We start from the raw sequence: 13653 nt of genomic DNA, 5'->3' as shown, positions 1-13653 counted from the left end.
TCAGGCTACTGATGAACGCGTTTTTGTATCTCACTACGGTTCTTATCTGGGGCACCACCTGGATTGCCATTGCCCTGCAGGCAGGTGACGTGGCACCCATGGTGTCGGTGTTTTACCGCTTTGTGTTGGCCGCCGGGGTATTGATGGTTGGGCTGTTGTTGACGCGCAAGCTCAAACCACTGGCTGGCCGTGATCACCTGTTTTGTCTGCTGCAGGGTATGTGTGTGTTCTGCTTTAACTTCCTCTGTTTTTATACGGCGGTGGCTTATATCAGTAGTGGTCTGGAGTCGGTGATTTTTTCGATGGCGACCTTGTTTAACGCCATTAATGGGGTGATTTTCCTGAAGCAGCAGGTTACCCGCAAACTGATGCTGGCCAATCTGCTGGGGCTGGTCGGTATGATCAGTTTGTTCTGGCGAGATATTCAGCAGGATGGTTTTGGCGGCGAGGTGCTGCTCGGCGTGGGGTTGTGCCTGCTTGGCACTTACGGTTTTTCGCTCGGCAATATGATCAGTGCCCGTCATCAGCGCCGCGGCCTGGATGTGTTTTCCACCAATGCCTGGGCGATGTCTTACGGAGCCGTCACCATGTTGATGGTGATTTTGCTGTCGGGGACCGAATTCGGTTTTGAAGCTACGGCCAGTTATGTTTCGGCACTCTTGTATCTGGCGATCTTTGGCTCAGTGATTGGTTTTGGCAGCTATTTCCTGTTGATCGGCCGGGTCGGCACTGGCCCGGCTGCCTACGCCACCGTGATGTTTCCACTGGTGGCGCTGAGTGTTTCGACGGTGTTTGAAGGCTATCAGTGGAGTTTGTCTGCAGTCGTCGGGCTGCTGCTGATTCTGCTGGGCAATGCGGTGATGTTTGTTAAACGCTGGCCTGGCCAAAGAGTCGCGGTCGCCGTTAATTGATGAAGCGGTTCGTTGGGCTGATCTGAAAGTCGTAACCAAATACAACCAGTAAAGCATAACGGTGTGCCTGCAGCATGGCGGCGCTTAAAGTGGCTATAAAACGGTAACCTCATGCTGTTGGTATTTCGATCGATTTCTGTGCTGGAAGGCATTTCCTATCTGCTGATTCTGAGCGTCACGCTGGGGTTTATTTCACGTGACTATGTCGCTGCTCTGGGGATGACTCACGGCTTGCTGTTTATTGGTTATCAGCTGGTGGCATTCAGTCTGGCTAACAAGCAGGGCTGGTCGATCTGGCAGGTGATGATGCTGTTTGTGGCATCGCTGTTGCCATTGGCGTTTGTGCCGGTGGAAATCTGGCTGCGCAAACAACAGCAGCTGGCATTGGCCAGCTAACAGCGTTACTGATATTCCATCAGACGCGAGGCCATATCGGCCTTGCGTGCCAGCATTTTGAGCAGCAGTTTTTCGCTGCCGTTATGGGCCAGAATGACCTCCCGAATCTGGTTGTCTGGCAGTCGGATCACGCGTTCGATGGATTGCTGAATCTCAGTCTTGTTCATATCACCGAACAGGCGCACGGCATTGGGATTATCCGGGTCGGTACGCAGGCTGTTCAGTTCGTTTACCTCGGTGCCAAACGCCTTGCCCTTGGGATCGCCCTGGGCCCGAAAGGCCAGTGCACCACCGACGTCCAGTGTTAACACGGTGCCGTTGCAGCAGCCCTGATTATCACCATCGTAACCGGCGGCATCCCAGTTGGCGGTCCAGGCATGCACCGCCAGCCACTGCTGGGCCTGCAGGCGTTCGTCGTCGGTGAAATAGGCCAGGTGTTTCTTGTCCAGTGCCAACCAGCGGGTAGCGACCTGGCAGGGGTCACTGGTATCGATATATTCGAGTGTTGGTGCACCCGCCAGCTGATACAGCGCGGCGGCGACCCGTTCGTTGCGAGCGTGGGCCAGCGATTCCAGTGTTTTGATGTAATAACGGTTGCCCTGGGCGTCGGCATAAACCCCGGCAGGATTCGTACCCAGCTGATTGCCAACCCGCGCCAGCTGACTGCTGTCCAGCAAGCTGATGGTGGCGCCTGAAGGAGCTGTCGTGGCATCCGTTGTCATGAATAGTCACTGCCTCGGAATTGATTAGAGATCATCCAGAATCGCTTTGGTATTGCGTACCAGCGCCAGCTGCGACGGGGTTTCAATGGCTCCTGAACGTACCCGGCGAACCTGGTGAATGGCGTCTTCCGGGTCGTTACCCAGTTCCACCAACAAACGGGCTGCCATCATGCCCGCGCGGCCCATGCCACCTTTGCAATGCACCAGAATATCTTCGCCCCGGCGCAACAATTCCCGCACTTCACGGCCTTCGGAGGACCAGCGCTGTTCGAAGGTTGCGGTGGGCGTGGAGTAGTCGGCAATCGGCATATGCAACCAGGTCATACCCTGCTGAACCACTTCTTCACCCAGTGTCGGCACCTTGAGCGATTTCAGTTCATGGCTTTCAACCAGTGTCAGGACCAGCGTTGCCCCCCAGTCCTTGATGACCTTGAGGTCGGTCGGCAAGTCCCGTTCCCAGGCTCCGGTGGCTGCAAAACGATCCTGCTTGCCGGGGCAAAAGGTGATCCCGATACGGCCGTGTTCCGGGGTTGCCCGAACTTCGGCGATTTGCAGCGGGTGGGTCATGCTGGTGCGAGCTGGGGGCATAGAGACGTCCTGTGTATGCAAACTCAAGGGTTATGGACGTTACCATGAGGCCTGCAGAATCGACTCAATCGAGGTCAATGCGAACGCTGATTGAGCCAAATGGCGATTGTCGACAAGCTGAATCAATCACCATTTGGCCACCATCCGGATCTCGCTTATGGATCTCGCTTAATACGCTGGGTGCATGCCCATTGACTGGGCGACCTGGGAGATTTCCGGCCAGTGGGATTCACAGGCATCTCGGGCTGCCAGATAGGCCTTGGAGTCCAGCTGGCCGAGTTTGCGGTGTTCCAGTTCGCTGTTGTAGGAAGGCAGGTTGGCAATTGCCAGTGCCTTGTTGAGCAGAATGGTACGGTCACCGGCTTCATCGGAGCTATAACCGTCGGCGTAATAGACCTTATCGACGCAATGGATGGTGGTTTGGTAACGGGTCAGCTCGCTGTCGGATATTTCGGCGCTGACGCTGCTGCAGACGAGCATCAAGAAGAAAAGTCTGAATACAGGCATGGACTTGTTTTCCTGTTTGATTGGGGACCAGAAAAAACTACCAGCTGCCGAAGGGCTGAAAATTGATTCAGAGAGGGCAAATTGGGCAGCGCTGAACGGAATATTGAGATTCTTATAAGTTTTGAGAACCAGGTCATTATTGGCCTGGTTCTGCTGAAATAAATATGGCTGCTGGAAGCCAGACTCGGGCACCGTGTTTTTGCACCCAGGGGGATAAAGTACTATGAAGCGGTCGTTAGATGCTCGCTGTGGTCAAAGCCGTCCTGAGTCATGATGGTTTACAGCAAGCCTTTTATCATCTCCCGGCATTCTTTCAGGGCGTTTTCGACTATCGGCTTCATGATGTCGTAACGGCTCACCGGCATTGCCACTGAAAACGCATAAGCCTTGCCATCCGGGCTGACAAAGCTGGTGCCAATGGCACATACCCCCTCCGCATGTTCTTCCAGATCGTAGGAAAACCCCGTGCTGCGAACAGCGGCGATTTGCTCCAGCAAAACGCTCAGACTGGTAATGGTATGAGGGGTTAATGCGCTCATGCCGGAGCTGAACAGTCGTTCGATTTCGCTGTCGCTCATGGCTGCCAACAAGGCCTTGCCATTGGCCTTGGCATACAGTGGCCGGGGCTTGTCGGGAAATGAGACCACCCGTAACTCCTGATCGGAAATAATCCGGTCCAGAAAAGACACCTCAGCTCCCAGTGCGGTTGAAATATCCACCGTCTCGTGGGTTCGGGCAAACAGGGTTTCCAGCACTGGCCGGGCGATTTCAGCCATGCTGGTCTGGCTTTTCTGGGCAATTTCCAGCAGCCCCCATCCCAGCCGTACGCCACCACTACCTGCTTCCACCAGACTTTCCTGCGCCAGCGCATCCACAATCCGCTGCACGGTGGAGCGGGGTAACCCGGTTTGGCTGGCAATCGCTCCCAGGCTCTGGGCCTGATCACCCAGCACCCTGAGGATAGAAGCAGCCCGCGCGATGACCTGAATTCCTCCGGACGAGCTTTTGTCATTTTCCATGCTGGTACTCTTTTGAATCGTATGGTGATACATTCTTGTATCGTATTGTGGTTGGTTGTGTCGGGCAACCATCCACAGGTCCTGTAAGCCCTTAAATAGCATAGCTCTGTGGATTCAGGATATTCATCCATCCCCGATCAGGAGTACTGATATGAGTGATACTTCCCAAACCTTCGTAACCCTGGTTGGCAGCCTGCGCAAAGGCTCTCATCACGCCGCCATCGCCAGAACCTTGCCAGAACTGGTTCCTCACGGTGTAACCATTCAGCCACTGGGCTCTATTGGCGACATTCCACATTACAACAGCGATGTACAGGAACAGGGCTTCCCGGCGGAAGTACTGGCCATGGCCAAGGCTATCGAAGCTGCTGACGGCCTGATTATCATCACTCCCGAATACAACTACTCGATTCCTGGTGTACTGAAAAATGCCCTCGACTGGTTGTCCCGCGTGGCACCACAGCCACTGGCAGGCAAGCCGGTGCTGATCCAGACTGCCACGCCAGGCCAGGCTGGTGGTGCTCGCGCCCAGTATCATCTGCGTCAGGTGCTGGTGTTTTTTGATGCCATGGTGATGAACAAGCCGGAGGCCATGGTGCCGCAGGTACATAACAAGATCAGTGAAGGGGTATTGGTCGATGAAGAAACCCGTACCTTCCTCAGTGCCCAGCTGGATGCGTTCAGCAAATTCGCGACCAAAATGAACCGCGTTTGATAAACGGTGGGCGGTTTTCCAACAACCCGGACAGACCGCCCGAATAGTTGAAATAAGCCGTTTTTTTGCCGAGTATTGGCTCGTATCAATCAGGAATACCGGCATGTCGGCAGAGAACAGTTTTTATTTTCACGTGATGGACCAACACGGCAAAGGAATCCGTGGCGTCGCGCTGGAAGGCGTTTATATGGACATGCAGCCCCGCTTGCTGCCAGCGGTATACACCGACCGCGAAGGCAAGGCGATTATTGAAAGCTATTCCAATACCCTGATTGGCATCCATGTCGATGGCCAGGAAATCCAGTCCTATTACTACCCGAACCGGCTCTACGGCTTTCAGAAGTAGCTCTGGATCGAATCAGGCTCGCATAAAAGCAAGCGCAAGGCGCTATTTCAGCAACGCCAGAAAATTCACTTTCAGCGTTAACAGGGTTTCATCGGCAATACGGTCGCTGGCGATCTTGTCGAATTTGAGTCGGTGCGAGAGATCCAGCGTCAGCACCTTGCCGGGCCCAATGGTTTGTTCAATCCCGATACCCCAGACAAACACACTGGAATGGTCCAGCACCGTGGTGCCGTTACTGTTACGCTGGTGCGTGTTGGTACGTTCCAGATTGAGAATGCCATAGGGCGTAAATCCCTGCGCAGGGGTCCAGGTGTTGTATTCCAGGCGCGCCAACCCCAGGCCAAGAATCTGGGTGTGGATACGGGCCGTTTCAAGACGAATCTCCCGCTGGCTGTAATACACCTGGCCAACCACGGATGCTTCCAGATTATCCGACAAACACCAGCGCGTGTGTTCACCACCAAACGCGACATTATAAATTTCGGTATCACGCAGCTCCTCACTGCGCAGCAACACCAGACCATTCAGATAAAGGCTGCTCAGCAAACCGGGCGACTCCGGATTACAAGCGGCCACAGCCTCACCCATCCAACCGGACAGGGCAAGCACCAAAACCAGGGTTCTGAACATCACGGAATCCCTCCCTGACAAGCAGTCAAACCAGAATAGCCATCGCCAGTGACAAGCATATTGCCTCAAAGTGCCGGAGCAAGCGGGAGTGGCGGCAAGGGCAGGCTGTTGAATCAGACCTGGCTCCCATGCTCCGCGTGGTAGTCTTGGGCTGAGCCGTTGCATTGCTGCGCGGAGAGAGGAAACGAGGAATCGCAGCGACGGACGATGCACAAGGCGTAGTTTTGACTGCAGATCAGGTAGCAATCATCTCGCAGGATGTATTAGCCGGAGGCGTAATACACCAAGTCTATTCAGGAATGCTGCGGAGTGAATGCCTGGGGAATTTCGGCTTGCTCTGCCTGGCTAGAAAGTACAAACATCCAATTCCGGTTTTACGAAACGGATGCTACGCGTTTTGATCAACTTTCCGCTAAATCGATCAAACTGCTTCAGTTGGTTTGCAGACCCAACAGGTTCAACCACCCAAAGCTCATTGTCACAAATTTCTGGGGTTATGTCGTACCAGAAAACGTTTTGAGGCGTTTCCCAACCTTCTCCCATACAACGGCCCTGATTCATCATGGCTTTGGATGGGAAGGTTGCGCTGCAATACACCAGATTTTGATCGTGGGAAATAATCTTCGTCAGCATATCGAAGTCAAAGTCTGTTACTTGCCAGCCCTGGCCGGTCCACATGAATGATTCTCCATCCATCTGAATAGCATAGGTCTGGCCAGCAAAGTCAGTAATTTGAAAGATGCTGTCCTCGAATACGGAGTCGTTGGTCAGCTGACCGCCAAGATCGGAGCGAAGCACATGCGTAATCGTTTCGCCATTTTTAAGCTTGTAGCCAACCTGAAACGTTGAGTGTTTGTTTTCAAACACATACTGCGTAGCATCGAGCAGTTTGGTTTCTTCTGCATATAACGACGCAGAAAACAAAATGCAAAGTGGTAGTATGTGCAAGGAAGTCACCTTTTTACTGAGCACTGTTTTCAAGCCTTTCTTGGTTGAAACGTTCCGCATATTTGTGAACAACAAACGGCGTTCCTTTTTTGAAGCCTCCGCGAGAAAGGATGGTATCTCGATCACCAGGCTTCATATGTATACAGCCATGAGAGGGGTATAGCTTAACTTCCATTCCTTGGTAATGCTCAGCCTCATTGTCAGGAGTCGTGTGGAACATTTGCCCGGATAATCTTTCTTTGGCATCCAGCTTTCCATTCCCATTAAGATCTTTGAACCAGCGTATTGCCAGAGGTCCAAAATCATTAAATATCCATTGGGATGGAACAGCATTTTTACCGTACAGCCGCTTGTTATAGAAGATAATGACGTCTCGGCTAATCTTGAAATCTTTTAACAGTGAACCCCATTTACCACTCTGCAATTTGTACCAGACATCATTAAGAGACGGTTTATCCTGCAGTTCTGTACCCCAGGCCAAGCTCGACATTTGCCATGTTGGCGTTATGTAACGCTGGGTCGAATGGATGAGGTAACTACCTGGCCAGGTTGGTTCTTCTGGCATACGTTGGTCTTGTCCAATTTGGGAGGGGCCACCAATGGCCTCATAGCGGCCAACAACTTTGTTCTTTTCGGTTAGAACGAGCAGATGTTGACCCGGGTAGAAGTGCAGTTTCATTTATCAATCCCTCGAAGAGTTTCGGGCACTTTAGCCGCGATGAACGCTTAACTCTGGTGTTACTTCGCACTATGCTACTGTGAGCACTTGTTCAATATTCAAGCTGTGATTAGATACTCATAATTTCGGCACTTTGCTTATTCAGTGTATGTAGTGGTTCAATAATCCCGGACACCCAGATAGGTGGTAACCTTGTCGCCAAAGAGGTGTTCAATGGAGGGTGTTCATTACCATGCGGAGCGTGGGAACGAGGAGAATCCTTCACCGCCCATCAACTGCTGGCATACCTGCAACAGCAAAAAGCCACAACACTGCTGAACCAGCTACAGCATCTTAAACTGGCCCATAAGACCGACCGTGAATTCCAGTTCTGGCAGGAGGCGCTCATCCCCCCGAAGGCCAAAGTAGAGAGTAGATTAGCAGCGTCGAGATGATGCGGAGAAGATCGAGTACATTCATCAGAATCCGGTCAAACGGGGATATGTTGATCAGGTGGAACACTGGCGTTACTCCAGTGCGAGAGATTACATCGGTGGGCAGGTATGTTGCTGTAAGTTGGTCAATGCACCTCTCGGCTAGATGCAGTTGGCTCGGCTCACGCGTACATTACAGGGGGAAATGGTACAAAATTAAGCTGTTATTCGTGTACCATAGAAGTTTCAATGTTCGGAATATACTGGATTCGATAATTATTCCTAACAAAAATGATCGAAAAATAGGGTGTCTATAATGAAAAATACTCCGAGTTGGAAGCAACTAGAGAATAACGTCATTGATATTGCCTCTGTCATATACTCGTGTAGTTTTCGCCCAGAACACATTAGTGGGGTTGATTATGACGCTGTTGGTCGTGTTTCCGATGAAGAGTGGGTGATTATTGAAGTAACTGAGAATCAAACATTATCGAAAGTCAGAGAGGATATTGTAAAGATATCTCTTGCTAGAAATTCAAAAATTAATGATGGGGTTCTAGTTCGATCTTTTATTATCATGAATGGTGCTCCATCGAATTCAATGGTTGAATCAGGCAGGGAAAATAAAGTTACTGTTTGTTCTATAGAAGACTTTATATCGAGAGCATTCGCCTACAGACGATATAAGCACTTGCGGGAATCTAAGTCATTTGGTAGTGCATTTGACCCAAGATCAGGAGCTTCGGATGAAAAATCCTATATTCCTGTAAAATATTTTTCAAATAATAATGAAAGTTGGGATATAATTAGGATTTCTAAAGAACTGTCTCAGAATAGGCATGTTGTTTTGCAAGGTGATTATGGCACAGGTAAAAGTAGATGTGTCAAAGAGCTTTTTTCTGTTATGTCGAGAGATTATTTCGATAAACTGGTTTATCCGGTTGCGATTGATCTAAGGGATCATTGGGGGGCAGCGACGGGCATCGAGATAATATCTGGGCATATACAAAGACTCGGACTTTCTGCTTCCTTCGACTCTATAATAAGAATGTTGAATGCGGGTAAGATTTCTTTGTTGCTGGATGGTTTTGATGAAGTCGGATCACAAACTTTTGGTGGCAGCATCAAGAAGCGTTATCAAGTTAGGCGTGATGCTCTGTCTGGTGTTAGGGATTTAATATCTAGTTGTAAGGCTGGTGTTTTTATAACGGGAAGGCCAAACTATTTTGAGAGTGATGATGAACTATTGAGCGCTTTAGGGTTATCTTTAAAAGGACGAAATGTTAGTCTGCTAAAGTGCTCAGATGAATTTAATGAAGACCAAGCTAATGAATACCTTTCTATACTCGGACTGAGTTCTAAGAGCCCTCGTTGGCTGCCTAAGAAACCTCTGATGTTTCAGATAATTTCTTCATTGGAGCGAAGTGATGCTGAGCGTATTTTGGAATCTGAAAATGGTGAAATTGGCTTTTGGGGGCAGTTCATCGATACGGTATGCATTAGGGAAGCAAAAATACATGGCTCAATCGACCCTGACTCAGTAAGAGATGTTTTGCTTGAGCTTGCACGAATAGTAAGGCTAGGCAAAAGTCCTTTGGGACGGATTACTCCAAATGATATCAATGAATCCTTTGAGAGAGCTACTGGTATGGTTCCCGATGAAGCTGGGAACTTAATGTTGTCTCGGCTTTGTACTTTGGGACGTATAGAGCCAGAATCTCCAGATAGGCAGTTTTCAGATTCATACATCGTACAACTGCTTTTTGCTGACTGCTTAGTTAAAGATATTCAATCTCAGCGCGGGGAACTGTTGTCGGAAGCATATATTCAATCTCTTGATGAGAGAGGGGTTGTTTTCTTGGCTCAGTGGTTGCAGGTGTTTTCTTTTGAAAATGATGCATTGTCTTTGATTCTTAGAAGTAGCAACTCAGTTAATTCTCAAGCTATATCTGAGATTGCGAGTGCATTGATTATTATCCCTGGAGGAGAAATATCATTCAATGGGCTGGCAGTAACAGTGGCAGAGGTTGCAATTTTAGATACTGGGGTTAGAAAGTTTAAAAATATCAGCTTTGATGAATGTTTGTTTGAAAATGTCTCGTTTATGGATTCTAAAGTGGATGTCGATGATGGGATATTTATTGATTCGAGTGAGATTCTAAATATTAATGGGCTCTCTTCTCTCTCTGCTTTACCAAGCTGGATATCTAAAAGTTGTAAAGTTGTGAATTTTGAAACTCTTCCTAATTCTAAAAGAATTAAGGATAGTGGTTTGTCTATGTCTCAGAAGTTGTTCTTATCTATTATTCAGAAAATATTTTTTCAAAGAGGGGGAGGTCGCAAAGAGAACTCTTTGTATAAAGGCGGGTTTGGTGTTGAGTATGATAGGAAGATGATTGATAAAATATTAAATATACTCGTTCAGCGTGGCTTTGTTGAGAGGAGTAAAGATTCGTCTAATATTATATATAATCCAAAGCGAGAGTTTACTTCGAGAATGAAGTCTATAAAAGATGAATTATGGCTTAGCGACGATCCAATTTGGCTGGAAGTTAAAGAATTAAGTGACTGACTATATTTTATATAAAATTATTTGGTGTTTTAGATCGGCGGCAAGCCACCTCCTACATGAAGCGTTTGCCGTGAGCTGCTATATGTCCGGGAGCGTGGACGGCTCGTCCGCAAATAGATGCGGGCCAGAGGCCCGCGCTCCCAGGTGAGGATCAATCCTCGTAGTTTTCAATCGCCGGGCAGGAGCAGATCAGGTTGCGGTCGCCGTAGACGTCGTCGATGCGGCCGACGGATGGCCAGAACTTGTGGGCTCCGAGGTTTTTCACCGGGTAGACGGCTTGTTCGCGGCTGTATGGACGGTCCCATTCACCCACGGCCACTTCGGCGGTGTGTGGGGCGTGTTTCAGCGGGTTGTTTTCGGCATCCAGTTCACCGCGTTGTACGGCGTCGATTTCACCTTTGATGCTGATCATGGCGTCGGCGAAGCGGTCGATTTCGGCTTTCGATTCGGATTCGGTCGGCTCGATCATGAAGGTACCGGCTACCGGGAACGACATGGTCGGGGCGTGGAAACCGTAGTCCATCAGGCGCTTGGCGATATCCACTTCGGTGATGCCGGTTTCGGCCTTGATCGGGCGCAGGTCGACAATACATTCGTGGGCGACACGGCCGTTCTGGCCGGAGTACAGAATCGGGTAGTGTTCACTCAGACGCTTGGCCAGGTAGTTGGCTTTCAGCAGTGCGTTCTGGGTAGCCAGACGCAGGCCGTTGCCGCCCATCAATGTGATGTACATCCAGCTGATTGGCAGAATGCTGGCAGAGCCGTACTGGGCTGCGGAAACAGCGCCGTTTCCTTTCGATTCGTTGTCGATGGGGGCCACGCTGTGGTTGGCAACAAAGGGTGCCAGGTGGGCGGCTACGCCGATTGGGCCCATGCCCGGGCCACCGCCGCCGTGTGGAATGGCGAAGGTTTTGTGCAGGTTCATGTGGGTGACGTCTGCGCCGATAAAGGCTGGCTGGGTAATACCGACCTGGGCGTTGAGGTTGGCGCCGTCCATGTAAACCATACCGCCGTTGGCGTGGATCATGTCGCAGATTTCTTTAACGCCTTGCTCGTAGATGCCGTGAGTTGACGGGTAGGTCAGCATCAGGCAGGACAGCTGGTCTTTCAGTTCTTCGGCTTTGGCTTTCAGGTCGTCGAAGTCAACGTTGCCTTCGTCGTCACAGTTGGTGACCACCACGCGCATGGACGCCATCTGGGCAGAAGCCGGGTTGGTACCGTGGGCGGAACGTGGAATCAGGCAGACGTTGCGGTGACCTTCGCCACGGCTTTCGTGGTATTTCCGGATCGCCAGCAGACCTGCGTATTCGCCCTGGGCACCGGAGTTTGGCTGGGTACAGATGGCTGGGAAGCCGGTGATGGCTTTCAGGTAATCTTCCAGTTCGCCGATCATTTGCTGGTAACCGGCAGTCTGGCTGGCTGGAGCAAACGGGTGCATGTTGGCGAATTCTGGCCAGGTCACCGGGATCATCTCGGTGGTGGCGTTCAGTTTCATGGTGCAGGAACCCAGCGTGATCATGCTGTGGTTCATGGCCAGGTCCTTGGCTTCCAGACGCTTCATGTACCGCAGCATGTCGTGCTCGGTGTGGTACTGGTTAAAGGTCGGGTGAGTCAGGAATTCGCTGCTGCGTTGCAGTTCGGCCGGAATCGAGCTGGAACCGGCGGCAACAATGTCAGTATCCAGCGCGTAAACGTTGAGCTGGTGACCTTCACCCAGAATTACGTCGAACAGCTGTTGCACGTCGGCAGCAGAGGTTTTTTCGCTGATGGTGATACCCAGGGTGTCGCTGGCCAAACCGAGTGCTGCATCGTTACGCAGGTTCAGTTCAGCGGCTTCGGCACGGGCCAGCACGGCATTGCGGTCGCTTACCTTGATGGTCAGGGTGTCGAACCAGCTGTGGTTGACCAGTTCCACACCACCTTGTTGCAGACCGGCAGCCAGAATATCGGCGAGACGGTGAATGCGGGCGGCGATGTTTTTCAGGCCAGCCGGGCCGTGGTAAACGGCGTAGAAAGACGACAGGTTGGCCAGCAGCACCTGGGCGGTACAGATGTTGGAGTTGGCTTTCTCACGACGGATGTGCTGTTCGCGGGTTTGCAATGCCATCCGCAGCGCTTGTTTGCCCTGGGCATCGATGGAAACACCAATGATACGGCCCGGGATTGCGCGCTTGAATTCGTCACGGGTGGTGAAGAAAGCCGCGTGTGGGCCACCAAAGCCCATTGGCACGCCAAAGTGTTGGGCGTTACCCAGCACAATGTCAGCGCCCATTTCGCCAGGGGCTTTCAGGTTTACCAGTGCCATCAGGTCAGTCGCTACTGCAACCAGGGCGTTGTTGCCGTGCAGGGCTTCGATCAGTGCGGTGAAATCACGCACGTCACCGTTTTTGCCTGGATACTGGAACAGCGCACCAAAGACGTCGGCAGTGGCGGCGTCGTCAGCCGGACCCACCTGAATGTCCCAGCCAAAGGCTTCGGCGCGGGTTTTCACCACGTCGATGGTTTGTGGCAGACAGTTTTCGTCGATGAAGAAGGTGTTGGACTTGTTCTTTTTAACCGAACGTTTGGCCATTGCCATGGCTTCGGCAGCAGCGGTGCCTTCGTCCAGCAGGGAGGCGTTGGCCAGTTCCATGGCGGTCATGTCGATGACCATTTGCTGGAAGTTCAGCAGAGCTTCCAGACGGCCCTGGGCAATCTCAGGCTGGTAAGGGGTGTAGGCGGTGTACCAGCCCGGATTTTCCAGCACGTTACGCAGAATCACGTTCGGCATAATGGTGTCGTGGTAACCCAGACCAATATAGCTCTTGAACACCTTGTTCTTGTTGGCCAGCGAGCGCAGGTAGTTCAGTGCTTCAAACTCGGTTTTGCTGTTGGCAATGTCCAGGAATGGCGCGCGGAGAATATCGGCCGGGACGATTTCGGCTGTCAGCGCATCGATAGATTCGGCACCGACCGTTGCCAGCATGGCAGCGGTTTCCTGATTGTCGAAGCCGGCACCGTTGGAGGCAATATGGCGACCCACAAAAGCGTCGCGCTGTTCCAGTTGAGAGAGAGTTTGAGTCATGAGAGGACCCTGTCGCTGTTAAATAACAAGTTGATAAAGCGAAGAACCCCTGTGAGAGCAGGGGTTCGGATATTGGTGGTAGTTGCTCAGTCTGGCGAGAAGCCGCTGGCACTACGACCTGATGTATTACGCACTTCGTGCTA

Annotated in this window: 13 protein-coding genes; 5 read left to right on the top strand and 8 right to left on the bottom strand. The window is 51.3% G+C overall.

Features of this window, described 5'->3' with window-relative positions:
* The first annotated feature begins 11 nt into the window (after positions 1–11).
* Both K6123_RS16645 and K6123_RS16640 read left to right on the top strand, forming a co-directional pair.
* On the top strand, positions 12–911 hold the full coding sequence (locus K6123_RS16645) for a DMT family transporter (RefSeq protein WP_221799774.1): 900 nt from the start codon (positions 12–14) through the stop codon (positions 909–911).
* 111 nt (positions 912–1022) lie between these two features.
* Positions 1023–1307, top strand: coding sequence for a DUF3817 domain-containing protein (locus K6123_RS16640; RefSeq protein ID WP_221799772.1), 285 nt, complete (start codon positions 1023–1025; stop codon positions 1305–1307).
* Between the two features lie 5 nt (positions 1308–1312).
* Here the strand turns inward: K6123_RS16640 and K6123_RS16635 are convergent, their stop codons facing one another.
* The 4 genes from K6123_RS16635 to K6123_RS16620 all read right to left on the bottom strand — a co-directional run bounded on the left by K6123_RS16635 (position 1313) and on the right by K6123_RS16620 (position 4143).
* Positions 1313–2029: a hypothetical protein gene (locus tag K6123_RS16635; protein WP_221799770.1), complete on the bottom strand. Its 717-nt coding sequence runs from the start codon at positions 2027–2029 to the stop codon at positions 1313–1315.
* A 24-nt stretch (positions 2030–2053) separates the two neighbouring features.
* Positions 2054–2617 (bottom strand): cyclin-dependent kinase inhibitor 3 family protein, encoded by a 564-nt coding sequence (locus K6123_RS16630; protein WP_221799768.1) that lies wholly within the window; start codon positions 2615–2617, stop codon positions 2054–2056.
* A 168-nt stretch (positions 2618–2785) separates the two neighbouring features.
* Positions 2786–3124: a hypothetical protein gene (locus K6123_RS16625; protein ID WP_221799766.1), complete on the bottom strand. Its 339-nt coding sequence runs from the start codon at positions 3122–3124 to the stop codon at positions 2786–2788.
* 278 nt (positions 3125–3402) lie between these two features.
* A complete protein-coding gene (locus tag K6123_RS16620) occupies positions 3403–4143 on the bottom strand; it encodes an IclR family transcriptional regulator (RefSeq protein ID WP_221799764.1) in 741 nt (246 codons plus the stop codon).
* A gap of 151 nt (positions 4144–4294) precedes the next feature.
* Between K6123_RS16620 and K6123_RS16615 the strand changes: the two genes are divergently transcribed.
* Both K6123_RS16615 and K6123_RS16610 read left to right on the top strand, forming a co-directional pair.
* Positions 4295–4858, top strand: a complete 564-nt coding sequence (locus K6123_RS16615; protein ID WP_221799762.1) for an NADPH-dependent FMN reductase — start codon at positions 4295–4297, stop codon at positions 4856–4858.
* 103 nt (positions 4859–4961) lie between these two features.
* On the top strand, positions 4962–5204 hold the full coding sequence (locus K6123_RS16610) for a hypothetical protein (protein ID WP_221799760.1): 243 nt from the start codon (positions 4962–4964) through the stop codon (positions 5202–5204).
* 42 nt (positions 5205–5246) lie between these two features.
* On the opposite strand, the gene K6123_RS16605 is transcribed toward K6123_RS16610, so the two are convergent.
* The 3 genes from K6123_RS16605 to K6123_RS16595 all read right to left on the bottom strand — a co-directional run bounded on the left by K6123_RS16605 (position 5247) and on the right by K6123_RS16595 (position 7461).
* The gene (locus K6123_RS16605; RefSeq protein WP_221799758.1) at positions 5247–5834 is read right to left on the bottom strand and encodes a hypothetical protein; all 588 of its coding nucleotides are present in this window, start codon (positions 5832–5834) and stop codon (positions 5247–5249) included.
* Between the two features lie 345 nt (positions 5835–6179).
* Positions 6180–6815 carry a hypothetical protein gene (locus K6123_RS16600; protein ID WP_221799756.1) on the bottom strand — a complete coding sequence of 212 codons (636 nt, stop codon included), beginning with the start codon at positions 6813–6815 and terminating at the stop codon, positions 6180–6182.
* On the bottom strand, positions 6796–7461 hold the full coding sequence (locus K6123_RS16595; protein WP_221799754.1) for a L,D-transpeptidase: 666 nt from the start codon (positions 7459–7461) through the stop codon (positions 6796–6798). Before K6123_RS16595 ends, K6123_RS16600 begins: the two co-directional genes overlap by 20 nt.
* A gap of 729 nt (positions 7462–8190) precedes the next feature.
* On the opposite strand from K6123_RS16595, the gene K6123_RS16590 reads away from it, so the two are divergent.
* Positions 8191–10446: an NACHT domain-containing protein gene (locus K6123_RS16590; protein WP_221799752.1), complete on the top strand. Its 2256-nt coding sequence runs from the start codon at positions 8191–8193 to the stop codon at positions 10444–10446.
* 151 nt (positions 10447–10597) lie between these two features.
* On the opposite strand, the gene gcvP is transcribed toward K6123_RS16590, so the two are convergent.
* Positions 10598–13510 (bottom strand): aminomethyl-transferring glycine dehydrogenase, encoded by a 2913-nt coding sequence (gcvP, locus tag K6123_RS16585; RefSeq protein WP_221799750.1) that lies wholly within the window; start codon positions 13508–13510, stop codon positions 10598–10600.
* Positions 13511–13653 lie beyond the last annotated feature (143 nt).

Source organism: Oceanobacter mangrovi (assembly GCF_019740315.1).
Classification (GTDB): Bacteria; Pseudomonadota; Gammaproteobacteria; order Pseudomonadales; family Oceanobacteraceae; genus Oceanobacter; species Oceanobacter mangrovi.
Note: the sequence above shows the minus strand (reverse complement) of the source record. Positions and strands in the feature narration are given on the sequence as shown.